Annotated in this window: 22 protein-coding genes; 16 read left to right on the plus strand and 6 right to left on the minus strand. The window is 61.2% G+C overall.

What is annotated here, in order from left to right:
• Positions 1-17: 17 nt before the first annotated feature.
• Together BTE54_RS19625 and BTE54_RS19630 are read left to right on the plus strand one after the other, a co-directional pair.
• On the plus strand, positions 18-2,366 hold the full coding sequence (locus BTE54_RS19625) for a polysaccharide biosynthesis tyrosine autokinase (protein WP_078053662.1): 2,349 nt from the start codon (positions 18-20) through the stop codon (positions 2,364-2,366).
• 245 nt (positions 2,367-2,611) lie between these two features.
• Complete coding sequence (locus BTE54_RS19630) at positions 2,612-3,556, plus strand: glyoxylate/hydroxypyruvate reductase A (protein ID WP_078053663.1); 945 nt, start codon at positions 2,612-2,614, stop codon at positions 3,554-3,556.
• A 17-nt stretch (positions 3,557-3,573) separates the two neighbouring features.
• On the opposite strand, the gene BTE54_RS19635 is transcribed toward BTE54_RS19630, so the two are convergent.
• Positions 3,574-6,549: a PAS domain-containing protein gene (locus BTE54_RS19635; RefSeq protein ID WP_078053664.1), complete on the minus strand. Its 2,976-nt coding sequence runs from the start codon at positions 6,547-6,549 to the stop codon at positions 3,574-3,576.
• Between the two features lie 364 nt (positions 6,550-6,913).
• On the opposite strand from BTE54_RS19635, the gene BTE54_RS19640 reads away from it, so the two are divergent.
• The 3 genes from BTE54_RS19640 (at position 6,914) to BTE54_RS19650 (ending at position 10,074) form a co-directional block, all read left to right on the plus strand.
• Positions 6,914-7,912 carry an ABC transporter substrate-binding protein gene (locus BTE54_RS19640; RefSeq protein WP_078053665.1) on the plus strand — a complete coding sequence of 333 codons (999 nt, stop codon included), beginning with the start codon at positions 6,914-6,916 and terminating at the stop codon, positions 7,910-7,912.
• A gap of 220 nt (positions 7,913-8,132) precedes the next feature.
• Positions 8,133-9,020, plus strand: coding sequence for a proline/glycine betaine ABC transporter permease (locus BTE54_RS19645; protein WP_035263623.1), 888 nt, complete (start codon positions 8,133-8,135; stop codon positions 9,018-9,020).
• Positions 9,013-10,074, plus strand: coding sequence for a glycine betaine/L-proline ABC transporter ATP-binding protein (locus tag BTE54_RS19650; RefSeq protein WP_078053666.1), 1,062 nt, complete (start codon positions 9,013-9,015; stop codon positions 10,072-10,074). The genes BTE54_RS19645 and BTE54_RS19650 overlap by 8 nt, the downstream gene beginning before the upstream one ends.
• Here the strand turns inward: BTE54_RS19650 and BTE54_RS19655 are convergent.
• The gene (locus tag BTE54_RS19655) at positions 10,066-11,310 is read right to left on the minus strand and encodes an NAD(P)/FAD-dependent oxidoreductase (RefSeq protein ID WP_078053667.1); all 1,245 of its coding nucleotides are present in this window, start codon (positions 11,308-11,310) and stop codon (positions 10,066-10,068) included. The two genes, BTE54_RS19650 and BTE54_RS19655, sit on opposite strands and share 9 nt — an antisense overlap.
• A gap of 53 nt (positions 11,311-11,363) precedes the next feature.
• Between BTE54_RS19655 and BTE54_RS19660 the strand changes: the two genes are divergently transcribed.
• From BTE54_RS19660 to BTE54_RS19670, 3 genes are read left to right on the plus strand one after another with little or no spacing between them, the layout of a single operon-like run.
• On the plus strand, positions 11,364-11,951 hold the full coding sequence (locus tag BTE54_RS19660) for a YigZ family protein (protein ID WP_078053668.1): 588 nt from the start codon (positions 11,364-11,366) through the stop codon (positions 11,949-11,951).
• Positions 11,952-11,989: 38 nt separating this feature from the next.
• Positions 11,990-12,658: an RluA family pseudouridine synthase gene (locus tag BTE54_RS19665; RefSeq protein ID WP_078053669.1), complete on the plus strand. Its 669-nt coding sequence runs from the start codon at positions 11,990-11,992 to the stop codon at positions 12,656-12,658.
• Between the two features lie 8 nt (positions 12,659-12,666).
• A complete protein-coding gene (locus BTE54_RS19670) occupies positions 12,667-13,293 on the plus strand; it encodes a class I SAM-dependent methyltransferase (RefSeq protein WP_078053670.1) in 627 nt (208 codons plus the stop codon).
• On the opposite strand, the gene BTE54_RS25160 is transcribed toward BTE54_RS19670, so the two are convergent.
• Entirely contained in the window at positions 13,294-13,479 is a 186-nt protein-coding gene (locus BTE54_RS25160; protein ID WP_003508485.1) for a hypothetical protein, read from the minus strand.
• Positions 13,480-13,663: 184 nt separating this feature from the next.
• Between BTE54_RS25160 and BTE54_RS19680 the strand changes: the two genes are divergently transcribed.
• Together BTE54_RS19680 and BTE54_RS19685 are read left to right on the plus strand one after the other, a co-directional pair.
• A complete protein-coding gene (locus BTE54_RS19680; protein ID WP_078053672.1) occupies positions 13,664-14,890 on the plus strand; it encodes a PQQ-dependent sugar dehydrogenase in 1,227 nt (408 codons plus the stop codon).
• Positions 14,891-14,993: 103 nt separating this feature from the next.
• Positions 14,994-16,010: a DNA topoisomerase IB gene (locus BTE54_RS19685; protein WP_065657404.1), complete on the plus strand. Its 1,017-nt coding sequence runs from the start codon at positions 14,994-14,996 to the stop codon at positions 16,008-16,010.
• Between the two features lie 3 nt (positions 16,011-16,013).
• On the opposite strand, the gene BTE54_RS19690 is transcribed toward BTE54_RS19685, so the two are convergent.
• Both BTE54_RS19690 and BTE54_RS19695 read right to left on the minus strand, forming a co-directional pair.
• A complete protein-coding gene (locus BTE54_RS19690; protein WP_003522116.1) occupies positions 16,014-16,736 on the minus strand; it encodes a response regulator transcription factor in 723 nt (240 codons plus the stop codon).
• A gap of 1 nt (position 16,737) precedes the next feature.
• Positions 16,738-17,973 (minus strand): sensor histidine kinase, encoded by a 1,236-nt coding sequence (locus BTE54_RS19695; protein ID WP_078053673.1) that lies wholly within the window; start codon positions 17,971-17,973, stop codon positions 16,738-16,740.
• A 303-nt stretch (positions 17,974-18,276) separates the two neighbouring features.
• Between BTE54_RS19695 and BTE54_RS19700 the strand changes: the two genes are divergently transcribed.
• The 6 genes from BTE54_RS19700 to recX all read left to right on the plus strand — a co-directional run bounded on the left by BTE54_RS19700 (position 18,277) and on the right by recX (position 24,369).
• The gene (locus tag BTE54_RS19700) at positions 18,277-19,293 is read left to right on the plus strand and encodes an ABC transporter substrate-binding protein (RefSeq protein ID WP_078053674.1); all 1,017 of its coding nucleotides are present in this window, start codon (positions 18,277-18,279) and stop codon (positions 19,291-19,293) included.
• Between the two features lie 112 nt (positions 19,294-19,405).
• Positions 19,406-20,869 carry a sugar ABC transporter ATP-binding protein gene (locus BTE54_RS19705; protein WP_078053675.1) on the plus strand — a complete coding sequence of 488 codons (1,464 nt, stop codon included), beginning with the start codon at positions 19,406-19,408 and terminating at the stop codon, positions 20,867-20,869.
• Positions 20,866-21,807 carry an ABC transporter permease gene (locus BTE54_RS19710; RefSeq protein ID WP_078053676.1) on the plus strand — a complete coding sequence of 314 codons (942 nt, stop codon included), beginning with the start codon at positions 20,866-20,868 and terminating at the stop codon, positions 21,805-21,807. Before BTE54_RS19705 ends, BTE54_RS19710 begins: the two co-directional genes overlap by 4 nt.
• Positions 21,804-22,751: an ABC transporter permease gene (locus tag BTE54_RS19715; protein WP_003522111.1), complete on the plus strand. Its 948-nt coding sequence runs from the start codon at positions 21,804-21,806 to the stop codon at positions 22,749-22,751. Before BTE54_RS19710 ends, BTE54_RS19715 begins: the two co-directional genes overlap by 4 nt.
• Positions 22,752-22,785: 34 nt before the next feature.
• A complete protein-coding gene (locus tag BTE54_RS19720; protein ID WP_078053677.1) occupies positions 22,786-23,706 on the plus strand; it encodes an SMP-30/gluconolactonase/LRE family protein in 921 nt (306 codons plus the stop codon).
• Between the two features lie 72 nt (positions 23,707-23,778).
• On the plus strand, positions 23,779-24,369 hold the full coding sequence (gene recX / locus BTE54_RS19725) for a recombination regulator RecX (RefSeq protein WP_143240750.1): 591 nt from the start codon (positions 23,779-23,781) through the stop codon (positions 24,367-24,369).
• Positions 24,370-24,372: 3 nt separating this feature from the next.
• Here the strand turns inward: recX and BTE54_RS19730 are convergent, their stop codons facing one another.
• Complete coding sequence (locus BTE54_RS19730) at positions 24,373-24,771, minus strand: cytochrome c family protein (RefSeq protein WP_161987985.1); 399 nt, start codon at positions 24,769-24,771, stop codon at positions 24,373-24,375.
• Positions 24,772-24,782 lie beyond the last annotated feature (11 nt).

The raw sequence follows: 24,782 nt of genomic DNA on the forward strand, positions 1-24,782 counted from the left end.
ATTCACAAGGTAGGTCCATGCACCACAAGACCTTTAAATCCAACATCGGTTTTCCGGAGTCCGGCAAGGATTCCGATACGTTCATCGACCTCGACCGCCTGTGGGCCGCCGTGGTGCGTCGCGCCAATGTCATTGCCGCTTCGGTCATCGCCGCCGTGGTTCTGGCCGGCCTTTATCTGGTGCTTGCGACCCCCGTTTACACCGCGATGACGCAGGTGCTCCTGGATGAAAGCCTTTCCCGTTATGCGGAAGAGGAATCGCCGGTGCCCGCCGCGCAGATCGTCGACAACCGCATCGCCAGCGCCGTGGAAATCTTGAAATCCAAGGAAATGGCGCTGACGGTGGTCGACAAGGCCAGGCTCGATGAGAACGACACCATCGTCAATCCGCCGATGTCGCCGGTCGAACTCGTCAAATCCTCCGTTCGGGGCATCCTCGACCTCGTGCTGCCGGGCGATCCGCCGGTCTCCGAAGCCGCAATCCGCGCCGGACGCCGCGAAAAGGCCGCCGCCGTGCTGCAGCAGTCGCTGACGGTGGAACGTGTCGGCCGCAGCTCGGTCATCGCCATCTCCACCCGCTCGACCGACCGGCAGCTCGCTGCGCAAATCGCCAAGACCTATGCGCAGGCTTATCTTACCGAACAGCTGAACGCCAATTTCGACGCCAGCGAACGCGCCTCCGTCTGGTTGCAGGAACGCATGACGGACCTCAACCAGCGCGCCCAGGCGGCTGAACTGGCGGTGCAGAAATTCAAGTCGGACAACAACATCGTCTCCTCGCGCGGCGAGCTGATGTCCGAAGGCCAGCTTGCCGACCTGAACGGCCAGCTGATTGCCGCGCAGGCCGATGCCGCGACGGCCTCGGCCCGTTACAACCAGTATAAATCGATCATCGACAGGGGGCCGGATGCGGCCGTCGACAATGCCGTCGTTTCGGCCCGTGATACCGATAATTCGGTCATTCAGGATCTGCGCAAACGCTACATCACCATTTCCGACCGGCAGCAGGGCATCGTCCAGCAATTCGGCGCCGACCACCCGCAGGCGGTCGCGCTGGACGCAGAGAAGAAAGAGGTTTCGCGGCAGATCTATCAGGAACTGCAGCAGCTTACTGGCAGCCTGAAGAACGAATACGACGTCACAAATTCCCGCGTTCAGTCGCTGCGCGACAATATCGACCGGGTGGCTGGCCGTAATTCCGAAGCCAACATCACCATGGTCCAGCTGCGCGAACTCGAGCAGCGGGCAACCGCGCTGCGCACCCTCTACCAGTCCTATCTCGGCCGCTTCGAGGAGGCTTCCCAGAAGCAGTCGCTGCCAATCGCCAAGGCCCGCATCATCTCCGAAGCCGGCCTGCCGACATCGCCTTCCAGCCCGAAAAAGACCATGACCATGGCGCTTTCGGTCGTTCTCGGCCTGATGCTCGGCGGCGGTATCGCAGCGCTTCTCGAATTCCGGGATCGCTTCTTCCACACCGGCAATGATGTGCGTGACAATCTGCGCATGCGTTTTCTCGGTTACCTGCCCTTCATCGGTGAAAGGGGCGTGGAAAACGCCAAGGCGGGCAACAGCGCCGCCACCCCCGGCGGCGAGAATGCGACGCTTGACGAAAGCGGACAGGTCTCGTTCCAGAAAATGCTGCGCCTTGCCGTCGACAGCCCGCGTTCCAGCTTTGCGGAAACGCTCCGCAACGTGAAACTCACGGCAGATGTCGTCATTCAGGAGCGCCAGTGCCGGGTCATCGGCGTCATTTCCTGCCTGCCGAACGAGGGTAAGTCGGTCGTGGCACTCAATCTCGCCGGTCTCATCGCCTCCACCGGCAAGCGCACGCTGGTGGTGGATGCGGATATCCGCAATCCCGGCCTCAGCCGCATGCTGACGACACGGCAATCCGCCGGCCTCGTCGAAGTGGTGCTCGATGAAGTTCCATGGACGCAGGCGGTGAAGGTGGATACGCGCACGAAAATGGGCATCCTGCCGGTTTCGACCAGCAACCAGTTCGCCCATTCAAGCGAGCTGCTGTCTTCCTCCGGCATGCGCAAGTTCATCGACTCCGCGCGAGAGGCCTGCGATTACATCATCGTCGACCTTGCACCCGTGGTTCCCGTCATCGACGCCAAGGCCTTTGCGCCGCAGGTGGACGGTTTCGTCTTCGTCACCGAATGGGGCAAGACGCCGATCCAGATGGTGCAGAACCTGATGGCCAACGAACCGCAGATCGCCCACAAGACGCTCGGCATCGTGCTGAATAAGACCGACATGACGGAATTGCAGCGTTATGCCGGCCCCGGCGGTTCGGAGCATTATCACGAGAAATTCTCGGCCTATTACGGCGATGCGAAGCCGCCGGTAAAGGAAGATGCGTAATGGTGAAGATTTAACAGGCCGGTTGCATCCACACTCCGTCACCCCGGCCCCGAGCCGGGGTCCAGCCAGCCCAAGTCCTTGGGCTGAAAAGAAGTCTTGACGCCGCGCAGACGCGCGGCGGCTGGATGCCGGATCTAGTCCGGCATGACGGAAGAATCACAAATTCCCCCATTCCACCCATGGCATTGCCCCCTGAAATTGCGCATTTATGGCATGAAGCTAAAATCGCAAGCAGGATCAGTACCATGCCATCACCCATTGCCTTTGTTTCACGGATGAATGCGGAAACGGAAGCCGTCTGGAAAGAGGCGCTGCGCGCCGCAATGCCGCAGGAGGAAATCCTTTCCTTTTCCGAATTGTCGGGCGAACAGCGCCGGGCAGCGGATTTCGCCATCGTCGCCAATCCCGATCCGGCCGATATCGCGGCACTTCCGGGCCTCAAATGGATCCACAGCCTGTGGGCGGGTGTCGAGCGGCTGGTGCTGGAACTGGGCGATAAGGCACCCCCCATCGTTCGGCTGAAGGACCCGGAGCTTTCCCGCGTGATGGCCGAAGCCGTGCTGGCATGGACCTATTATCTGCAGCGCGACATGCCCGCCTATCGCGAAAACCAAAAAAAGGCGCTCTGGCAGGAGCTAAACTATCGCCACCCCGGCGAGATGACCGTCGGTCTCCTCGGCCTCGGAGCCCTCGGCACAACTGCGGCGGAGCGCCTCATCCATGCCGGTTTCAACGTTGCAGGCTGGAGCCGTTCGGCCAAGGCGATAGAGGGCGTGGAAACGCTGACCGGCGATGCCGGGCTGCAGGCATTGCTGGAAAAGAGCGACATTCTCGTCTGCCTCGTGCCCCTTACCGATGCGACGCGCGGTCTTCTTGATGCCACCCGTCTCGCCGCAATGAAACAGGGCGCGGCACTCATCAATTTCGCCCGCGGCGCGGTCATCGTCGCCGATGACCTGATTGCGGCGCTTGATTCCGGCAGGCTTTCGCACGCTGTTCTCGATGTCTTCGAGCAGGAGCCGCTGCCCGCCGCTTCCGCCTTCTGGCAGCATCCCAAAGTTACGGTCCTGCCGCATATTTCCGCGCCGACAAGCCGGGAAAGTTCGGCCCGGATCGTGGCCGGCAATGTTCGCACATGGCGGGAAACGGGCGGGCTGCCGGAGACGGTCGACATGGCCCGCGGTTACTGAACCGGCGGCAAGGCGGCCTATTCGGCCGCCACCGACTTGCCCGTATGGGCCTGTTCAACGGCGGAGACGATCTGCTGTTCGTCGTAAGGTTTGGTCAAGAGAACCGCGCTTGCCGGCGCTCCTTCCGGCAAATGGCTGTCGCCCGTCGCAAACACAATGGCAATCCCCGGCTTGCGGCGCAGGGCCTCCACCGCCAGTTGGCCGCCCTTCATGTCGGGCAGGCCGATATCGGTGACGAGAACGTCGATCTGATCCGCTTCGATAGCTTTCAGCGCCTGCGCCGCATTTCCGGCCTCCACGACGGCAAAGCCGCTCTCCGACAGCATCTCCGTCGAATTCATCCGGATCAACTCGTCATCCTCGACCAGAAGAACGCGTATGGACCGGTTTTGATTTTCGACCGCCCTGACCGGCTCGGAAAGTTTGGAAGAACCCGGAGCCGATGTCGGCCGCGCTCTCGACAGCGAAACCTGCTTGCGGTTGGCGATGACGTGGCGGATGCGCCGCGCCAGCGCTTCGCGCGTGTAGGGTTTGGAGAGAAGCTCCACCCCGGCATCCAGCTTGCCGCCATGCACGATGGAGTTTTCGGTGTAACCCGAGGTGAAGAGAACGGCGAGATTGGGCAGCCGTTCCTGCGCGCGGCGCGCCATTTCCCGGCTTTTCAACGGTCCAGGCATCACCACGTCAGTGAAGATGACATCGATCGGAATGCCGCTTTCCACCACCGTCAAACCGGCCTGCGCATCGCGGGCGGTCAGCACGCGGTAGCCGAGATCGCTCAAGGTCTCGACGACGGTGTTGCGCACTTCCTCGTCATCTTCCACCACAAGAATGGTTTCCGTGCCGCCCTCCACGGGGCCGGTCGGCATCACCACTTCCCTGTCCTCATCGGCGGCGGAGCGCGGCAGATACATCTTCACCGTCGTGCCCTGCCCCACCTCGCTATAGATGTTGACGTGGCCGCTGGACTGTTTCGCAAAACCGTAAACCATCGAAAGCCCGAGGCCGGTGCCCTTGCCTTCCGGTTTTGTCGAGAAGAACGGCTCGAAGACCTTTTCGAGAATTTCCGGCGACATGCCCGAACCCGTATCGGTGACGGCGAGCATCACATATTGCCCCGCAGAAACTTCCGAGTGCTTGCGGGCATAATCGCGGTCGAGAACCGCATTTCCTACCTCGATGGTCAGCTTGCCCTGTCCTTCCATGGCGTCGCGCGCATTGATGGCCAGATTGAGAAGAGCATTCTCCACCTGGTTGGGGTCGGCATAGGTGTTCCAGAGACCGCCCGAGGTGATGACCTCCACCTCGATCGCCTCGCCAAGTGAGCGGCGAAGCAGGTCGTCCATGCCGGTCACGAAACGGGCGATATTGATGACACGCGGCTCCAGCGCCTGGCGGCGGCCGAAGGCCAGAAGCTGGCTGGCCAGCTTTGCACCGCGATGAACGCCGGCAAGCGCGTTTTCCAGCCGCCGCTCCGCACGTTCATTGCCCATCACATCCTTTGACAGCAATTGCAGATTGCCGGCGATCACCTGTAGCAGATTGTTGAAATCATGCGCCACGCCGCCGGTGAGCTGGCCGATGGATTCCATTTTCTGCGCCTGCTGTAGCGCCTTTTCGGTCTGGCGACGCTCGGCCATTTCCGCCTCGACACGCGCCTCAAGGCTCTCGTTCAATTGCCGAAGCTGCTCTTCCGCCCGGATGCGGTGGCGAATTTCGCGCTCGAGATTGCTCGCATGTTCCTTGAGGGTGTTTTCGGCCCGCCGCTGTTCGGTGACATCCGTATGGACACCGACCCATTCGGCAATGGCGCCGGCCTTGTCGAAAATCGGCACGCCACGGATCGCAAAAGTGCGGTAGACGCCGTCATGGCGACGGACCCGATGTTCCCAGATATAGGTCGACTTTTCCGCAACCGCTTTGTTCCAGCTGTCGACAGACCCCTGCCTGTCGTCGGGATGAACCGCTTCCGCCCAGCCAAAACCCTGATATTCTTCCGGAGTCTGGCCCGTCAAAGCGCTCCAGGCGGGTTGCTCGCCCAGCATCATTCCTTCGGCGCTGTTGGTCCACAGCACGCCGTGCACGGCATCCACCGCAGCACGGAAGCGATTGTTGCTGATGAGGATTTCCCGCTCCGAGCGCTTGCGCTCCTCGATATCGATGATCAGCACATAGATGCCGTCGATGGAGCCATCGGCAATGTAACGCGGAACATAGCGGATTTCGGCGGCGCGCGTGCTGCCGTCCGGTCTGCTGATCACGGTATCCGAAACGATCTTTTCGCCGCCGAGTGCGCGGTCGAGATAGGCCCTGCGGGCCTCGAAAAACGCCTCGCCGACGATTTCGGGAACGCTGCGGCCGATCACTTCTTCGGCGCGGCGACCGAACCATTCCAGATAGCCGTCATTGGCGAATTTATAAACGTAATCACGGTCGACATATCCGACCAGAATGGGCAGGGCATTGGTAAGCCGGCTCAGTTCCTCGCGGCTCTGTTCCAGCGCCTCCACGGCCTTCACCTTGTCCGTATTTTCAAGCACGGTGCATAAAACGCCGTCCACCGTGCCGCCCTCATTATAGATCGGCGTGTAGAACAGGTCGAAGATCACCTCTTCCGGCAGGCCGTGCCGCATCAGCGTCATCGGCTGGTCGCGATAGGCCATGACCTCACCGCGAAAACCGGCTTCGAGAATGCGGCTGTTCCAGTCCCATATTTCCGGCCAGATGCCGGGCACGGTTCCGCCCAGCGCCTGCGGGTGATAATTGCCGGCGATCTCCGCATAGCCGTCATTATAGATCATCACATGATCCCTGCCCCACATCAGCACCTGCGGAATGGGGGAATTGACGACGGAATTGGCTTTCTGCCTCAGATTTTGCGGCCAGTCGCAAATAGGACCGAGCGATGTCTTCGACCAGTCGAAGCGGCGCACAAGCTCACCCGTTTCACCGCCACCGATCGGCCATACCGGCGCAGCAACAAGATTGGTCATTCAACATCACCACAAAAACCGAGAGAAAATCTCCCGTAATACAGAACAGGATAAAAGTCCAAGAAAACAAAAACTTCCGCTTATTGTTCCCACGCTTTTCAGAAAATTGAAAAAGTTCCATCGCGGCGTAAATGTCGCAAGGCGAATGCTAAACCATCAAACATTTCAGGACCTTCGTGCCAGAAATTTCTCTAATATATCCCTGCGACCCCGCCGTCGTTTGACAATTGGCATCCTCAATACGCCAGAAATTGCCGCAAACGGGATGGCGACAAAGGAATTATTAAGCCTCAATAAGGGCGCTGGCGGTCGCGGTGCCGTCAGCGCCCGGGTCTTCGCCACACCGCGACCAGAGGGAACAACAATGAAAATACTTTTGGGTGCCACAATTCTTTCCGCCGGCTTCGCCTTTTCAGGCGGTGCGGCCTATGCCGCCGACTGTGGAAACGTGACGATCGCCAGCATGAACTGGCAATCCGCCGAAGTCGCCGCCAATCTGGACAAGCTCATTCTCGAAAAGGGCTACGGATGCTCCGCCGAAATCGTCACCGGCGACACCGTGCCGACTTTGACCTCCATGGCCGAAAAAGGCCAGCCGGATATCGCGCCTGAGGCATGGGTCAGCCTGCAGCCGGAAATCGTCAAGCAGGGGCTGGAAGGCGGCAAGGTCGTTGCGGCCGCCAAGATCCTCTCGGACGGCGCGGTCCAGGGCTGGTGGATTCCGAAATATGTCGCCGACGCCAATCCCGATCTCAAGACCATTCCTGATCTCTTCAAACATCCCGAACTCTTCCCCTCGCCCGAAGACAAGTCCAAGGGCGCCGTGTTCAACGGCCCGCAGGGCTGGGGCGGCACTGTCGTCACCGCGCAGCTCTTCAAGGCTTTCGGCGGTGAAAAGGCCGGCTTCACCCTCGTCGACACCGGCTCCGCCGCAGGTCTCGACGGTTCCATCGCCAAGGCTTATGAAGCCAAGCAGCCATGGGTCGGTTATTATTGGGCGCCCACCTCGCTGCTCGGCAAATACGAGATGGTAAAGCTCGAATTCGGAACGGACTATGATGCGGCTGAATGGAAGCGCTGCACATCCGTCGCCGACTGCGCCGACCCGAAGCCGAACGCATGGCAGGTGGACGACGTGCAGACGTTGGTCAGCAAGTCCTTTGCCGATCGTGCCGGCCCCGCCATGGACTATCTCAACAAACGCGCATGGACCAACGCGACCGTCAACAAGCTGATCGCCTGGATGACGGATAACCAGGCGACCGGTGAAGACGGCGCCAAGCATTTCCTGAAGGAAAACGAAGCGCTGTGGACGGGCTGGGTATCTCCCGACATCGCGGAAAAGATAAAGGCCGCCCTTTAAAAGCCGGCCCCTGCATATCTGCCCGGCAAACGGCGTCCGCCAGCGGCGACGCCGCGCCCGCATCGGCCCTGGAATGCCTCCCGGCTTTCCGGTGGCGATGCGCCGGTTCAACAGAGCGTTCCGGCCTGCGTCCTGACGGATGCGCGGCGCTCTGACGATTTTACTCCCGGAGCGCGGAGGATATCGATCCCCGCCTCCGGTTCGTCATGGAGAACAGGATATGGAATGGCTTTTCAAATTTCCGACCATGAATGACGATGCTCTGCGCGCGCTAAAAAAAGTCATCGACGAGGGGTTCCGGGCTTTCACCCGAACCTATGGCGGCGCAATCGAGGGGTTGTTTACCCCCCTTCAGAGCTTCCTCATCTGGGCGGAAAGGCTTTTGATCGGCGCACCCTGGCCGGTCGTTATTCTTATTGTCGGCGCGCTTGCCTGGTTCGGCAGCCGCAGCGCCACCATTGTTTCGCTCTGTTGCGGCATTCTCTTCGCCATCGGCTGGTTCGGCATGTGGGAAGACACGATGAAGACGGTCTCGATGATCTTCGTCTGCGCCGTGCTGTCCATCGTCGTCGGCCTGCCCATCGGCATCGCCATGGCGCGCTCCAACCGCCTGCAGAGCGTGGTCAATCCCGTTCTCGACGTGATGCAGACGATGCCGAGTTTCGTCTATCTCATTCCTGTCGTCATGCTGCTCGGCATCGGCCGCGTGCCCGGCGTCATCGCCGTCGTCATCTACGCCATTCCGCCGATGATCCGGCTTACCAATCTCGGCATCCGCATGGTCGACCGCGACGTGCTGGAGGCTGCCGATGCCTTCGGCTCTTCGAAGCGCCAGAAGCTTTTCAAGGTGCAGCTGCCGCTGGCGCTGCCCACCATCATGGCCGGCATCAACCAGACCATCATGATGGCGCTCGCCATGGTCGTCATCGCCTCCATGATAGGCGTTCAGGGCCTCGGTCAGCCGGTGCTGAAGGCCATTGCCAACCAGTATTTCACGCTCGGCGTGTTCAACGGGCTTGCCATCGTCGGCATCGCCATCATCTTCGACCGCATCAGCCAGGCCTATGGCCTTCGCCTGCAAAAACACCGGGAAGTGGCGCATGGCTAGTCAATCGATCGAAATTCGCAGCCTCTACAAGATTTTCGGCCCCAAGGCGGGAGACTATGTCGAACCCGTCAAGGCCGGCATGTCCAAGTCCGATCTCAACGCCAAACATGGCCATGTGCTCGGCCTGCGCGATATCAACGTCACCATGCCGGGCGGGCAGATCACCGTTATCATGGGCCTTTCCGGTTCCGGCAAATCGACACTGATCCGCCACGTCAACCGTCTGATCGACCCGACCGCCGGCGAAATCCTCTATGGCGGCACGGACGTGTGTCGACTCAACGAGGCGGATCTGCTGGAGTTTCGCCGCCACAAGACGGCGATGGTGTTCCAGAAATTCGGGCTGCTGCCACACCGCAACGTGCTGCAAAACGTCGTCTATGGCCTTGAGGTGCAGGGCGTCGACAAGCGCGAGCGCGAAGAAAGGGCAGAGGTCTGGATCAGACGCGTGGGGCTGGAAGGTTTCTCCAACCATTATCCCAACCAGCTCTCAGGCGGCATGCAGCAGCGCGTCGGCCTCGCACGCGCGCTCACCAACAATGCCGAGATCCTGTTGATGGACGAAGCCTATTCGGCGCTCGATCCGCTCATTCGCGTCGATATGCAGACGGTGCTGCTGGAACTGCAGAAGGAACTGAAAAAAACCGTGGTCTTCATCACCCACGATCTCGATGAGGCCCTGCGGCTGGGCGACAAGATCGCCATTCTGCGCGACGGCGAGATCATCCAGCAGGGCACGGCGGCCGAAATCGTCATGTCTCCGGCCGACAGCTATATCGAAGCCTTCGTGGAAGAGGTCAATCGCGGCCGCGTCATTCGCCTTGGCGCCGTGGTGCAGCCGGAATTTGCCGGCCAGTCCCGCCTTCAGCTCGATGCGGATATGACGGTTGAAGAGGGCCTGCGCGCCCTCGTCCGGGAAAATGTCAGCAGCGCCACAGTCGTCGGGGAAAACGGCAAATCGCTCGGCGCCGTCACCACCGATGCCATCATGCGCTGCCTCGTCAGAACCGCACATGGTGAGGAAGCAGGCACAGCTGAACGTTTGTCAGGCTGAGCCTTCAAGCCACGCGGCCATGCCCTGTGCGGCGGCCTTGCCGGTTGCGAAACAGGCGGTCAAGAGATAACCGCCGGTCGGCGCTTCCCAATCCAGCATTTCCCCGGCAGCAAATATGCCGGGGAGCTTTTCCAGCATGTAGCTTTCATCAAGGCCGCTCCATGCGACGCCACCGGCAGATGAAATTGCCTCAGCAATCGGTCTCGTCCGCAAAAGCGGTATCTCCGCATGTTTTATTCTCGCGGCGACGAACTCATCCGGCATGGCCGCGATGTCGGGAAAGATTTCCCGCAGAAGCCCGACCTTCACCGCCGATAAGCCGGCCGCCTTGCGCATGCGGTTTGCAAAACTCTCCTTGCGCCCGAGCTTCGCCAGATCGCGGCTGAGGCGTTCGACCGTACGTCCCGGCGCAAGATCGATTGCGAGCGACACTTTGCCCGCCTCTTCCAGCCGGTCGCGCAGCGCGGCGGAATGGGCATAGATCACGCTGCCCTCAATACCATGCTTCGTGATGACGAATTCACCCTGAAAGGCTCCGTCCGGCGAAATGGTGATAGTGGATTTCACCGCTTCCCCCGCAAAACGCGCGCGGAAGATATCGCTCCAGTCAGCGTCGAAACCGCAATTGGCGGGGCGGAACGGGGAAAGCGCCACGCCTTTCTCCGCCAGCGCCGGAACCCATGCGGCATCGGAGCCGAGACGCGGCCAGCTTGCGCCGCCGAGCGCCAGAAGAACGGCATCGGCCTTGATGGTGATCTCGCCCTCCGGTGTCGTGAAAAGCAGGTCCTCACCGGAAAAACCCATCCAGCGATGTCGCGTCCTGATGGTCACCCCCTGCGCCTCCAGCCGGGCAAGCCATGCCCGCAGCAGCGGCGAGGCCTTCATGACGGCGGGAAACACCCGGCCCGAGGTGCCGACGAACGTTTCCTGCCCCAGCCCCTGCGCCCAGTCGCGCAGCATGTCCGGCGTAAAATCATCGAGAGCGGCGCGCAGTCTCGGTTCCGCATCGCCGAACCGGTGACGGAAGCTGTCGTAATCTTCGGCATGGGTGATGTTGAGACCGGATTTTCCGGCCATCAACAATTTACGCGCCACGGTCGGCATCGCCTCCAACACCGTCACGGCATGGCCTGCGGCCGAAAGCATCTCGGCCGCCATCAGCCCCGCCGGTCCGCCGCCGACAATCGCGACCTGCCTCGCCTCGCTCAAAACACTCTCCATCGCCATCTTCGCCATTGCGAGCCTTATACCGATTTCCGCATGCGAATATATGCGATATTGAAACGCCCATGTTCACGCTCGACCGCCCCGTCACCTTTTCGCAGGATATCAAGAAAAGCCGCTTCATCGCCTTTGCCGCGCCGGTGGCGGGCGAAGAGGACGCGAAAAACTTTCTTGCGGCGCATTCCGATCCCGACGCGAACCATAATTGCTGGGCCTGGCGAAGCGGCCAGACCTATCGCTTCAGCGATGACGGCGAGCCTTCGGGCACGGCCGGGAAACCGATCCTTCAGGCCATAGACGGTCAGGCGCTGGACAATGTCGCCGTTCTCGTCATCCGCTGGTTCGGCGGCATTCTCCTCGGCAGCGGCGGCCTGATGCGCGCCTATGGCGGCACGGCGGCCGCCTGCCTGCGGCTTGGCGAAACCTCGCCGGTCATCGCCTATGTCAGCGCGACGCTCAGTTGCCCCTTCTCCGATCTGGCGCTGGTGAAATCACGCCTTTCCGCCACACAGAACCTGCGGGTGGAAACGGAAGATTTCACCGGCACCGGCGCGGATATGCTGCTTTCGGTTCCGGCAGAGGAAGCCGAACGGCTCACCCGGCTTTTAAGCGACCTGACCAGCGGTCGCGTCAATTTGTATATTCCCGACTAGCGCCTGTCCGAATGCGCAATTCGTGCTAAGGAAGCGACATGTCTCCAGAGCTTTCCAACCCCGTCTATCTTCCGCCACTCGACCCCTGGCTCACCATCGTGCACCGCGACGACGATCTGCTGGTGCTGGATAAGCCAAGCGGGCTTTTATCGGTACCGGGGCGCGATCCGGCGCTTTCGGACAGCCTGATGACGCGGGTGCAGAAACAGTTCCCGAAAGCGCTGATGATCAACCGGCTGGACAAGGACACCTCCGGCATTGTGCTGATGTCCCTGAACCGCAAGGCGCATGCGGCGATTGCGTCGCAGTTTGAAAACCGCCAGACGCGCAAATCCTATGTCGCCATTGTCTGGGGAGAGATTGCCGGAGACGCGGGAGAAGTGGACCTGCCGCTCGCCATCGATCCCGAAAACAAGCCACGCCACCGGGTCGACCGCGAGAACGGCAAGCCGGCGCAGAGCCTTTGGCGGGTGCTGGAACGATTGCCGCTTCCGGCAACGCGACTGGCGCTAACCCCTCTTACCGGCCGCACCCACCAATTGCGGGTGCATATGAAGGCGCTCGGCCATCCGATCCTCGGCGATGAATTTTACGCCGAAGGCGAAGCGCTCGCGGCTGCGCCGCGCCTGATGCTACATGCACAGGAGGTCGGGTTCCGCCATCCCGATGGCCGTGACGTCACCTATACCGTACCCTGCCCCTTCTGAGGTCCAAGATGAAGGAACAAAACGAAAGCTTCGTGGTGGATTTTGTTGGCGGCGCGGTCGGGCACCGTTTCCGTTCCGGCGAAGGGCGCGGGCAGGCCCTGCCGAAAGCCGCGGGTTTCAGCAAAGGCCGCACGCCAAAAATCGTCGATGCCACGGCCGGGCTCGGGCGGGATGCCTTTCTGCTTGCCTCACTCGGCGCGGAAGTGACCCTCATCGAACGCTCGCCGGACATGCATGCTCATCTCGCCGATGGCATTCGCCGTGCGCTGGAGGCGGGCGGCGCCTATGCCGAGGCGGCGGCGCGCATGACGCTGCTTCACGGAGATTCACGCCAGTTGCTGCAAGAGCTTTCACCGGAGGTGGTGATTGTAGACCCCATGCACCCACCGCGCCACAACACGGCGCTGGTGAAAAAGGAGATGCGGGTGCTCAGGGAACTGGTTGGCTCCGACCCGGATCAGGTGGAGTTGATGGAGGCTGCACTGGAGAATGCGACGAAACGGGTGGTTCTGAAATGGCCGCTCCGCGCCGAGCCAATGCCGGGCATTCGCAAGCCTTCGCATCAGATAATGGGCAAGAACACCCGTTATGATGTCTTCATGATCTTCGGGAACTCTCTCGACCCGGAGGAATGATCAGCGGAAGCTCGGCTTGCGCTGCGCATTCATCAAAAGTTCGTGCCGCGAGGCGAACTCGCCGAACAGCTTTCTGAGCCGGGTTTCCTCGGCCTTGTCCAGCCGGTAACGCCGGCAGAATTCCGCAACGTTGAGAATCGGCTTGGTTCTGTTCCCGTCAATGGTCTTGTTGTCGATGATCTGCATGGCGCCCTCCGTATAACAGAGCCCAAACGTCGCTTGCGCCTTGCGGTTCCTTATGAATTCGCATGGATGAGAAAAGAGCGTGCCGCCTGCACACGGAGTGATCAAGTTTTCTTGAAACTATCGTAGGAAACGAAATCCTCCCCAAATGGTTCTCCGCCTGATGTAAACGATGGAAGGGAGACCCATGTTCCATACCAACCGATTTCTGAGTTCGACGATCCTGTGTGCGCTGCTCGCCGTGCCGCTTGCCGGTGTTGCGCAGGCCCAGGCCCCGGCCGCCGAAACGAAACGGCCGAATGCGCCGGATCAGAAACCGGCTTTTGAGGGCCAGACCCGCGCGCCGCAGGCCGCCACCCAGCCAAGCGTCGAAAAAACCGTGGTCGCGGACGGCCTGCCGCATCTGTGGTCGATGGAGTTTCTGCCCGATGGCCGCATGATCGTCGCGGCCAAGGAAGGCGCGATGCATATCGTCGCCGACGGCAAGGCCGGCCCGGCGATCGCGGGCGTGCCTGAGGTGGCATCCGACGGACAGGGCGGCCTTCTCGACATCGCGCTGGCTCCGGATTTCGAAACATCGCGCACCATCTTCTTCTCCTTTTCCGAACCGCGCAATGGCGGCAACGGCACGTCGGTAGCCTCGGCGAAACTGACCGAGGAGGGCGGCGCGGCAAAGCTGGACAATGTCTCAGTGATTTTCCGCCAGATGCCGACCTATGACGGCGACAAACATTTCGGCTCCCGCCTCGTTTTCGGGCCGAACAACGAGCTTTATGTCACCGTCGGAGAACGTTCCGATTCGAAGCCGCGCGTGCAGGCGCAGGATCTGTCGAGCGGGCTCGGCAAGGTCTTCCGCATCGATACGCAGGGCAAGGCCTTTGAAGGCAATCCCTTCGCCAGCCAGCAGAACGCCCTCCCCGAAATCTGGAGCTATGGCCACCGCAACCTGCAGGCTGCGGCACTTGATGGTGAGGGCAGGCTCTGGACGGTGGAGCACGGGCCGAAGGGCGGCGATGAGCTGAACCTGCCGAAAGCCGGCCTGAACTACGGTTGGCCGGTCATCACCTATGGCGTCGAATATAGCGGAAGGTCGGTTGGCGAAGGCGTTACCGCAAAGGAAGGCATGGAACAGCCGGTCTATTATTGGGACCCGGTGATCGGCCCCTCCGGCATGGCCTATTATGAAGGCGACCAAATCCCCGAATGGAAGGGCGCCTTCATCGTGGGCGGCCTGGTGAGCCAGGGTCTCGTCATCCTGCATATCGATGGCGACAGGGTTGCCACCGAAAGCCGGCTGCCGCTGGAAGCGCGCATTCGCGACGTAAAGGTCGGTCCGGATGGCGCCATCTATGCCGTGACCGAAGAGCGCGGCGGCGGGAACTCGCAGATTCTGCGGATCGCCAAGGCCGGCTGATTAAAAAGGCCGCTGAGAAAACTCACGACTGGAACGACGGGCCGCCGGAACGAAGGCGGCCTATTTTTCGTTTGCCGCAGCGTGAAACCTGCCGGAAAAAACCATGCCACAACCGCCCACCCGCCTTCTTGCCAAAATCGGACTTGCCTATGTTAACGATCAGGAGCCGGGTATTTCCCGCGAAAAACGCGGACGCGGTTTCTGTTACCGCCTTCCGGGCGGCGAACTTCTCTCCGACAGCGTCGAACTGAAACGCATCAAGGCGCTCGGCGTGCCGCCAGCCTATAAAGACGTCTGGATATGCATCGACCCATCAGGGCATCTGCAGGCTACGGGTTTCGATGCCCGCGGGCGAAAACAGTATCGGTATCATCCCGACTGGCATGCGCTCCGGGGTGAGACGAAATTCTTCCAGCTCAAGAGCTTCGGCAAGGCGCTGCCCGCCATTCGCCGCCGCGCCATCGCCGATATCGAAAAACAGGATCATGGGCAGGAAATGACGCTCGCGGCGCTCACGCTGCTGCTCGATGCCGCCTATCTGCGCGTCGGCAACCGCTCCTATCTCGAAACCAACGGCACCTATGGCGCAACGACATTGCTCAAGCGGCACGTCTCTTTCGGTGAAACCATCGAGCTGCGGTTTGCCGCTAAGGGCGGACAGAAGGTGAAACGGCAATTGCGCCACCCTCGCCTTCAGAAAATCCTTGAGGAAATCGCCGATCTGCCCGGCAAGGAACTCTTCGTCTGGCAGGACAGTGAAAACCGGGTGCATTCCGTCGATTCCAGCGATCTCAACGCTTATCTCTCCCGTATCGGCGGTCAGGGTATTTCCGCCAAGACCTTCCGCACCTGGGGCGGAACGCTCGCCGCCTTCTGCAATGCTATGGAACATGTGGCGGCGGGTGAAAAACCGAGCATAAAAGGCATGTGCCAGGCAGCAGCGGCGGAGCTTTCCAACACGCCCGCCATCTGCCGCAAGAGCTATGTGCACCCGGCCGTCCTCGACATCGCCACGGAAGAGAAAGCGCAGAAAAAGCTTGGCCGCATCCTGAAGGTCGGGGCAAAGCCAGTCTCCGGCCTCAGGGCGGATGAAAGACGGCTGCTTGCCTTCCTGCCCTGAGGATCAGCGGCTGCCCGCCCATTCCGCCAACTCCCGCTCGGCCCTTTCCAGCGCGCTGTAATTCAACAGCTTGCGCAGGAAAGCGACGGTAACGGCGCGGGTTCTGAGATTATACCGGCCTTCCGCCTCGTCATCGCCGGCTGCCTGATGCACGTTCAGTTTCTCATAGAGGCTTTGCAGCCGGTTCTGCACGCTGCGCAGCGACAGGTTGCGGCGGCGCGCAATCGCCTTGTCGGTGAGGCCGAGAGCGACATCGACAAGGATTTCATATTCGGAATCGGTAAAGCCATGCGCCTTGCCGAGGCTCTTTTCCTGCAGGCCGCGCACTTCCCGGTCGATCACGCATTGCGCCTCGATGAAGATGCTGCGCAGCGCCAGCCGCAGGCGGTCGTCGGAGGCCGATTTCAGCACGTAGCCATAGGCGGCCCCTTCCGGCACGATGCGGGAGACACCGCGCACATAGGCCTCGTCGGAATAATTGGACCAGAACAGGATGCGGGTATCCGGCCTTTCCTTCCAGATGGTGCGTGCAGCCTCGATGCCGTTGCGCTCGTTCATCTGCAAATCCATGACGATATGGGCGGCGCGATTTTCCCGTGCGAGCTTTTCGCCGGTTCTGCCGTTTGCCGCCTCCAGAACCTTGTCGCATTCCGGCAGCGCGGCACGCACCGCCTCGTTCAGATAGGCGCGGTGCAGCGCATCGTCCTCAACGATTAGCACGTCCATGTCACAACTCCTCCCCCCGGTCGAAAGCGCCTGCCGGCAAGGTGACGGTGATGCGGGTTCCCGCTCCCATGCCATTGCCGCCAATATCGAATTTCGCCGAAATCAGCCGCGCCCGCGTCTTCATATTGCCGATGCCGAGGCCGCCGGAGGCCCCGCCTTCGCCGCCGCCGCTGCCATCGTCGCTGACCGTCACCCGCAAGCCGCCGTCGATTGCGGTCAGTTTCACGGCAATCGCTTCGGGCTGTGCATGGCGAATGGCATTGTTCACCGCCTCCTGCACGATGCGGAACAGCGAGATGGCCACCGTCTTGTCCAGCCTTTCCACCAGCCCATCGGTCTCATCCGTCACCGACCAGTCGATTGCGGACCCGCTGTCGCGCACGGAACGGTCCACATAGGTCTCGATGGCCTCAACGACGCCGAACAATTGCAGGATCGAGGGTTTCGCCTCCTCGATGATCTCGCGCAAATCCTGCATGCAATGCTGCAGGCTGCGCACCACCGGCTCCAGCATCTCGCCTGACAGGTCGGGGGTATGGCTCATGCGCTCGATGCGCCGCGCCAGCCGCGTCAGATCCGCCAGCGTCTGGTCGTGCAGATCCATGCCGATACGTTGCCGCTCGGCCTCCAGCGCCTCGGTCAATTGCAGCGCGCCCAGCCGCAGTCCCTCCTCGCGGGCATTGGCGCGCGCTTCCTCGATGGCGGAGCGTTTGGCCTGCTCGGCGGCACGGATGGCGTAGAAATAAGGCGCCAGCAAATCCGCGACGGCGCGGGCATTCGCCACATCCTCCATCGTGTAGGCATCCGACTGGTGGGAGGAGCAACTCAGCGCGCCGATGATATCGCCATGCACCTTCATCGGCACATGCAGCCGGCTATGCAGGTTGAGTTCGATGATCGGGCTTGAAAACGACCCTTCGAAATGAAAGCGCGGATCGGAACAGGCGTCGCCGCTCAAGAGATATTCCACCTCGCCTGACAGCAGCGAACGGATCGGGCTGCCGGTCAGAAGGGCGGGCGGCTGCCGGCTCCAGGCGCTGACGAGACCGCTCTCATAGGCGATGTGATATTTGTCATCCAGCTGCTTGATGCAGACATCCATATGGTCATGCGGGATGATATGGCTGATCTCGGTGGCGACCGCCTGGATGATGGCATTAAATTCGAGCTGCCCGGCGAGCAGCCGCGAAATGCCCATATAATGATGAAAAAGAGCGCTTTTCGGCGTATCCAGCATGTGCGGACGCCCTCCCAAGCGCCTGCCTTCGACCATCGCGGCAAGATTCAACCCCTAGGGCGCCGCATCATCCATTCTGCGCCCGGCAGTGGCGTTTCGTCCTGCGGGTTCCCGCAAGCTTTCTGCGGAAACCCGCAGGAAGATTGCCGCGATCCGCCTATACAAGCCAAATCTTCTTGGTCATTCTCGCTTCTACTGGGGAAAGGAGCTCCAGTGCAAAGGAATTCCACCTGCCGCCGAGGAGATTTGCGGCGTGCGAGGATTCCGGGCTCGAAAAGGGCAAGCCACGAGGGAGGAAATCAAATGGCTTTCAGGAAGATGCTTCTGGCATCGGCCGCTGTCGCATGCGCAGCTCTGCCGATCACCGCTCATGCCGATACGTCGGCCAAAAAAATCGCGCTTTCAAACAATTATGCCGGTAATTCCTGGCGTCAGGCGATGCTGACGAGCTGGGACAAGATCACCAAGCAGGCGGTTGCCGACAAGCAGGTCGCTGCCGCCGACGCCTTCACCACCGCCGAAAACCAGGCGACCGAACAGGCCGCGCAGATCCAGAACCTCATTCTTCAGGGTTACGACGCCATCGTCATCAATGCCGCTTCGCCGACCGCGCTTAACGGCGCGGTGAAGGAAGCCTGCGATGCCGGCATCACCGTCGTATCCTTCGACGGCATCGTCACGGAGCCCTGCGCATGGCGCATCGCCGTCGATTTCAAGGCAATGGGCGAAAGCCAGATCGACTATCTCGCCAAGGCCATGCCGAAGGGCGGCAACCTGCTTGAAATTCGCGGCCTTGCCGGCGTTTCGGTGGACGATGAAATCCACGCCGGCATCGCCGCCGGCGTCGCCAAGAACCCGCAGTTCAAGATCGTCGGTTCCGTCAACGGCGACTGGGCGCAGGATGTGGCGCAGCGCGCCGTCGCCGGCATTCTGCCGAGCCTTCCCGAAGTCGCGGCAGTCGTGACGCAGGGCGGCGACGGTTATGGCGCGGCACAGGCTTTTGCCGCCGCCAAGCGCCCGACGCCGACCATCGTCATGGGTAACCGCGAAGACGAGCTGCAATGGTGGAAACAGCAGAAGGACGCAAGCGGTTACGAGACCATGTCCGTCTCCATCGCCCCAGGCGTCTCGACGCTCGCTTTCTGGGTGGCGCAGCAGATCCTTGATGGCAAGGATGTGAAGAAGGACCTGACCGTGCCCTTCCTGCGCATCGACCAGGCCAATCTCGAGGAAAACCTGAAGACGACCCAGAAGGGCGGCGTGGCGAATGTGGAATATTCGCAGGAAGACGCCGAAAAGGCCATCGCATCGGCCAAATAGGCCGGATCGGCCCAGAGCCTGACTATTGCGGCGCTACCGGAACGGGCGCCGCAATAGCCACCATATTCTCCGATTTTCACATCACTTTTTCACATCACTGGCGTAGTTGCTCATGAATGACATCATCGAGGCGGAAGAAGTCGTCGCTGCGCGCGGCGTGAAGGTCGTGTTCGGCGCGGTAAGAGCGCTGGATGGGGCCGATCTCGTCATCCGCACGGGGGAATGCCTCGGGCTCGTCGGCCATAACGGCGCGGGAAAATCCACCATCGTCAACGTCATCAATGGCGGGCTGACGCCGCATGAGGGTTCCGTTTCTTATGGCGGCAACGAAAACCGCCACGGCATTGCCGCCGCGCGCGCGAACGGCGTTCGCTGCGTGTTTCAGGAACTGTCGCTCTGCCCGAACCTGACGATCAGCGAAAATGTCCGCATCATGCATGCCGCCACGGGTGGGCGAAACTGGCGCGGCCGTGCGCTGACGACGATCCGCCAGACACTGGACGAGATTTTTCCCGGCCACGGTATCGATTGCGAGCTGACCATCGCCGAACTTTCCATCGCCGAACGGCAGATGGTGGAAATCGCCATCAATTTTTGCCGCATACCGAACGCGCCGAGACTGGTGATCCTCGATGAACCCACCTCTTCGCTGGATGCCGGTCTCGCCGAGCAGCTGATGGATTATGTCCGCCGTTTCGTGCGTGAGGGCGGGTCGGTTCTGCTGATCTCGCATATTCTCGGCGAAATTCTTTCGACGGCCACCCGTATCGTGGTGATGAAGGATGGCCGGGTGGTGGCCGACCGGAAGGCCACCGACTTCACCACCCGCTCGTTGGTTGAGGCCATGGGCAGCGTCGTCAAGGAACAGGACAGGCGGCGGGGTGAAAGCCGCAAGGCAGGCGAGAAGGTGCTTTCCATGCCGGCACGGCGCGGCGAAGGCCTTGCCTTCGAGGCCTTTCGCGGTGAGATCGTCGGCCTTGCCGGCCTCGGCGGTCATGGCCAGACCGAAGCGCTGCTCGATCTTTATCTTGCCCGCAACAATAGCTGGCTGCCCGCGCGCAAGACCGATATCGCCTTCGTGGCGGGCGACCGCAGCCTGAACGGCACCTTCCCGCTGTGGAGCATCCTCAAAAACCTGTCCATCGCCTCGCTCAGGGATATTTCAGCCGCAGGCATGGTGGACAGAGCCAAGGAAACCGAGCTCGGGGCGCAATGGAAAAAGCGCATCGAAATCCGCACGCCCGACATGGGCAACAAGATCCTTTCGCTTTCCGGCGGCAACCAGCAGAAGGTGCTTTTTGCCCGCGCGCTTGCCACCACCGCCAGCACGGTTTTGATGGACGACCCGATGCGCGGCGTCGATATCGGCACCAAACAGGAGGTCTATGACATCTTGAGAACCGAAGCCTCCCACGGCCGCACCTTCATCTGGTACTCCACCGAAATGGACGAAATCCGCCTCTGCGACCGGGTCTATGTGTTCCGCGACGGCGCCATCCAGGCGGAACTCGTCGGCGACGATATTACCGAGCAGAATGTACTGGCGGCCTCCTTTGCCGGAGAAGACCACGCATGAAACTCTCGGCAAACGCGCTCCGCCTCATCATTCCCGCCGCCTCGCTCGCTGTCCTGCTTGCCGCCGTCTTCTACATGCAGCCGCGCGCCATGAGCTATACCGGCATGAACCTGCTGTTCAATCTGGCCGTGCCGATTGCGCTCGCGACCATTGCACAGATGCTGATCATGTCGGTCAACGATCTCGATCTGTCGATGGGCACCTTCGTCAGTTTCTGCGCCTGTGTGACCGCCACTTTCCTGCAAACCACGCCCATCCTCGGAATTGCGATTTTTGCCGGTGCGATTGCGGTCTATGCACTGCTTGGCGCCATCATCCATATCCGCGCCCTGCCCTCAATCGTCGTCACGCTCGGCATGAGCTTCGTCTGGGGCGGCCTCGCCGTCCTCATTCTTCCCTCGCCAGGCGGCCAGGCCCCCGCCTTCATCCGGGCGCTGATGACGGCAAAACCGCCGCTCGTGCCGATTGCCATCGTCGCCAGCATCCTGATCGCGGTGGTCGCCCATTACATCGTCATGCGCTCTTCCTTCGGCGTGCTGATGCGCGGCGTCGGCGGCAATTTCCGCTCGGTCGAGCGCTCCGGCTGGTCGGTCGTCGGCATTCGCGCCGCCACCTTTGCGCTGGCCGGTTTCTTTGCGGTGCTGTCCGGTATCGCCCTTGTCGGGCTGACGACATCGGCCGACGCCAATATCGCGCTGCGTTACACGCTGCTCTCGATTGCCGGTGTCATTCTCGGCGGCGGCGAATTCGTCGGCGGCCGGGTATCGCCCATCGGCGCGGTCATCGGCGCGCTGACGCTGACGCTCGCCGGTTCGTTCCTCTCCTTCATGCGCATTTCGCCGGACTGGCAGATCGGCGCGCAGGGGGCGATCCTCATCATCGTGCTGGCGCTGCGCATCCTGCTCAACCGTCTTGAAAAACGGGAGAAAAACCAATGAACGGGCTCTCTTCCCTCACCAGAAAACCATGGATCTGGTCTTTTGCCGCAACGGCAGTCGTCTGGATTGTCACCGTGCTCTTCACCGGCGGTGCAAGCTCCTTCGGCCTGTCGCATGCCGCACTCACCTTCGCAGCCTTTTCGGTCATCGTCGGCATCGGCCAGATGTTCGTCATCACGCTCGGGCCGGGCAATATCGACCTCTGCGTTCCCGCCACGATGACGCTGTCGGGGACGCTGGCGCTCAAATTCATGGATGTGTCCGACGGTCTCATCCTGCCCGGACTGCTGATCGCCATCCTGATCGGCATCGCCATCGGCATCGGAAATTATGCGCTGATCAAGCTCCTGCGCATCCCGCCGATCATCGCGACGCTCTCCATGAGCTTCATCGTGCAATCCATCGCCATCTGGTCGAACCGCGGCCTGCGCATCAAGCCGCCGGAAACATTGGCCACATTCGCCACGTCAAGTTTCTTCGGCATTCCCAACGTCGCCCTCGTGGCCCTGCTGCTCTCGGTCATCGCCTGGCTGCTGCTCGACCGCTCGTTTTACGGACGCTGGATTTCCGCCATCGGCCAGAGCACCTTCGCCGCCCGCATGACCGGCATTCCCGTGGACGGCGCACGTTTCGTCACCTATGTGCTCTGCGCGGTGCTTGCTGCCATCGCGGGTTACCTGCTCGCCAGCTTCTCCGGAGGTGCTGCGCTCAACATGGGCTCGGAATATCTGCTGATGTCCATCGCTGTCGTCGTCATCGGCGGCACGGCGGTGGCGGGAGGGGATTCCAATGTGCCCGGCATCTGGGGCGCTTCGCTCTTCATGTTCCTGGTGGTTTCGATGCTGAATACCTATGGTTTCGGCGCCGGCATCCGCCTCATCCTCACCGGCCTCATCATCATCTCCGTCATTCTTCTGGCAAGCGGCCCCAAGGCCACGCGCTGAACCATAACGACAAGCCCCCAAGCGGACCACGCTCATGACCACAGACAAGACCTCCCCTTACGAAATCCACGACGACCGCTTTCGCCATCTGATCGTCGGCAATGCCGAGTTGGAAGAGCTTTATTCCGGTTGCCGCTGGGCCGAAGGCCCGGTGTGGTTTGCCGATCTGAACTGCCTGCTGTTCAGCGATATTCCCAATGAGCGCATGTTGCGCTGGGTGCCGGATGGCGGGATCTCGGTATTCCGCCAGCCCTCCAACTTCACCAACGGCAATACGCGCGACCGGCAGGGGCGGCTCGTTTCCTGCGAACATGGCGGCCGCCGCGTCACCCGCACCGAAGTCGACGGCTCGATCACCGTTCTTGCCGACAGCTACGGCGGCAAGCGGCTGAACTCACCCAATGACGTGGTGGTGAAATCCGATGGCAGCGTCTGGTTCACCGATCCAACCTACGGCATTCTGTCCGATTACGAGGGCTACAAGGCGGAACCCGAACAGAAGACGCGCAATGTCTACCGGCTCGATCCCGCAACCGGAAAAATCGACATCGCCATCGACGATTTCCTGCAGCCGAACGGTCTTGCTTTTTCGCCGGATGAAACGAAGCTTTACGTCGCCGACAGTTCCTACAGCCACGATGTCTCCCGCCCGCGCCATATCCGCGTCTTCGATGTGGTAGATGGCGTAAAGCTCACCAACGGCCGGGAATTCTGCAATCTCGACAATGGCCTGCCGGACGGCTTCCGCCTGGACACGGCCGGCAACCTGTGGACCAGCGCCGGCGATGGTGTTCACTGCTTTTCCCCCGAAGGTACGCTCCTCGGCAAGATCAAGGTGCCGCAGACGGTCGCCAACCTCACTTTCGGCGGCCCGAAAAAGAACCGCCTGTTCATCACCGCGACGAAATCGCTCTATTCGGTCTATGTCGCCGCAACCGGCGCGCAAACGCCTTGATCTACTGAAAAACCGGAGGAAACGGGCCGGGAAGGAACTGGCAAGACGGGTTCACCGCGCTATAAAAGCGGAATGAACGACGATTCCAGCCCCTTCCTGGCCGACGACATGGCGATGGACGGCGACACGCCGGCCATTGAACCCACCAGCCGGATGCTGTCCTGGGCGCGCAATTCTGCGCTCTACCGGCTGGAACAGCGCATGATGACGGAAAAGCAGCTGCGCGACGCCATCATGCGCAAGGCGCGGGAAAAATTCGATGATATCAGCCCGGCGCAGGTCAGGGCGCTTGGCGAATTTGCCGTGACCTTCGCTTATGGCATCAAGGCGCTCGACGACACGGCCTTCGCGGAAATTACCGTGCGGAGCGGCCAGCGCAGCGGCAAGTCAAAACGCGGGCTCGCGCAGAAACTTCAGATCAAGGGCATCGCCCGGGAAACGGCAGCCGTCGCGCTTCAGGAAACAAACGATCTCGTCGCAGCCGTCATCTTCGCCCGCAAGCGCGCCTTCGGGCCGTTTCGCCGTGTCGAACTGGACGAGAAGCGCAAGACCAAGGAATTCTCCGCTTTCGCCCGTAACGGCTTCGGCTTTGAGATCGGCTCGAAAGTCATGGCGATGACCTTCGAAGAGGCGGAAGAGATTATCGCTGAAGCGCCGCTCTGACCGCTATTGCGGCATGGGATGCGTTTTCAGATAGGCGATCAGATCCGCTATATCGGTTTCGCTCCACAGCCCGAAAAAGCGCATGGCATTTCCCGGGATCGCCTTTTTCGGGCTGGCGATGAATTTTTGCAGTTCCTCTTCCGACCACACCCGGCCAGCCGCACCGGCATCCTTCAGCGCCTGCGAATAGTGGCCGTAATCGGTGATGGAAGCCATCGGCCTGCCGACGACACCCATGAGATGCGGCCCCATGCGGGTGCGTGGCGTATCGGCGCTGTGACAGGTGGAACAGCGGCTGAAGACCTTCTCCCCGTGGGCCGCATCGCCCTCGGCAAAAGCGGCTGTCGCCGAAAGGAAAGAACAGACGGTTACTGCCGCGACACTTCTGAATGTGGAAATCATGGCCCGGATAA

The sequence above is a fragment of the Agrobacterium sp. YIC 4121 genome, assembly GCF_002008205.1.
Taxonomy (GTDB): Bacteria; Pseudomonadota; Alphaproteobacteria; order Rhizobiales; family Rhizobiaceae; genus Agrobacterium; species Agrobacterium leguminum.

Excerpts from the sequence above, each read along its gene's own strand:
- BTE54_RS19625 (WP_078053662.1), top strand. The coding sequence starts at position 18 with ATGCACCACAAGACCTTTAAATCCAACATCGGTTTTCCGGAGTCCGGC.
- BTE54_RS19630 (WP_078053663.1), top strand. The coding sequence starts at position 2,612 with ATGCCATCACCCATTGCCTTTGTTTCACGGATGAATGCGGAAACGGAA.
- BTE54_RS19635 (WP_078053664.1), bottom strand. The coding sequence starts at position 6,549 with ATGACCAATCTTGTTGCTGCGCCGGTATGGCCGATCGGTGGCGGTGAA.
- BTE54_RS19640 (WP_078053665.1), top strand. The coding sequence starts at position 6,914 with ATGAAAATACTTTTGGGTGCCACAATTCTTTCCGCCGGCTTCGCCTTT.
- BTE54_RS19645 (WP_035263623.1), top strand. The coding sequence starts at position 8,133 with ATGGAATGGCTTTTCAAATTTCCGACCATGAATGACGATGCTCTGCGC.
- BTE54_RS19650 (WP_078053666.1), top strand. The coding sequence starts at position 9,013 with ATGGCTAGTCAATCGATCGAAATTCGCAGCCTCTACAAGATTTTCGGC.
- BTE54_RS19655 (WP_078053667.1), bottom strand. The coding sequence starts at position 11,310 with ATGGCGAAGATGGCGATGGAGAGTGTTTTGAGCGAGGCGAGGCAGGTC.
- BTE54_RS19660 (WP_078053668.1), top strand. The coding sequence starts at position 11,364 with ATGTTCACGCTCGACCGCCCCGTCACCTTTTCGCAGGATATCAAGAAA.
- BTE54_RS19665 (WP_078053669.1), top strand. The coding sequence starts at position 11,990 with ATGTCTCCAGAGCTTTCCAACCCCGTCTATCTTCCGCCACTCGACCCC.
- BTE54_RS19670 (WP_078053670.1), top strand. The coding sequence starts at position 12,667 with ATGAAGGAACAAAACGAAAGCTTCGTGGTGGATTTTGTTGGCGGCGCG.
- BTE54_RS25160 (WP_003508485.1), bottom strand. The coding sequence starts at position 13,479 with ATGCAGATCATCGACAACAAGACCATTGACGGGAACAGAACCAAGCCG.
- BTE54_RS19680 (WP_078053672.1), top strand. The coding sequence starts at position 13,664 with ATGTTCCATACCAACCGATTTCTGAGTTCGACGATCCTGTGTGCGCTG.
- BTE54_RS19685 (WP_065657404.1), top strand. The coding sequence starts at position 14,994 with ATGCCACAACCGCCCACCCGCCTTCTTGCCAAAATCGGACTTGCCTAT.
- BTE54_RS19690 (WP_003522116.1), bottom strand. The coding sequence starts at position 16,736 with ATGGACGTGCTAATCGTTGAGGACGATGCGCTGCACCGCGCCTATCTG.
- BTE54_RS19695 (WP_078053673.1), bottom strand. The coding sequence starts at position 17,973 with ATGCTGGATACGCCGAAAAGCGCTCTTTTTCATCATTATATGGGCATT.
- BTE54_RS19700 (WP_078053674.1), top strand. The coding sequence starts at position 18,277 with ATGGCTTTCAGGAAGATGCTTCTGGCATCGGCCGCTGTCGCATGCGCA.
- BTE54_RS19705 (WP_078053675.1), top strand. The coding sequence starts at position 19,406 with ATGAATGACATCATCGAGGCGGAAGAAGTCGTCGCTGCGCGCGGCGTG.
- BTE54_RS19710 (WP_078053676.1), top strand. The coding sequence starts at position 20,866 with ATGAAACTCTCGGCAAACGCGCTCCGCCTCATCATTCCCGCCGCCTCG.
- BTE54_RS19715 (WP_003522111.1), top strand. The coding sequence starts at position 21,804 with ATGAACGGGCTCTCTTCCCTCACCAGAAAACCATGGATCTGGTCTTTT.
- BTE54_RS19720 (WP_078053677.1), top strand. The coding sequence starts at position 22,786 with ATGACCACAGACAAGACCTCCCCTTACGAAATCCACGACGACCGCTTT.
- recX (WP_143240750.1), top strand. The coding sequence starts at position 23,779 with ATGAACGACGATTCCAGCCCCTTCCTGGCCGACGACATGGCGATGGAC.
- BTE54_RS19730 (WP_161987985.1), bottom strand. The coding sequence starts at position 24,771 with ATGATTTCCACATTCAGAAGTGTCGCGGCAGTAACCGTCTGTTCTTTC.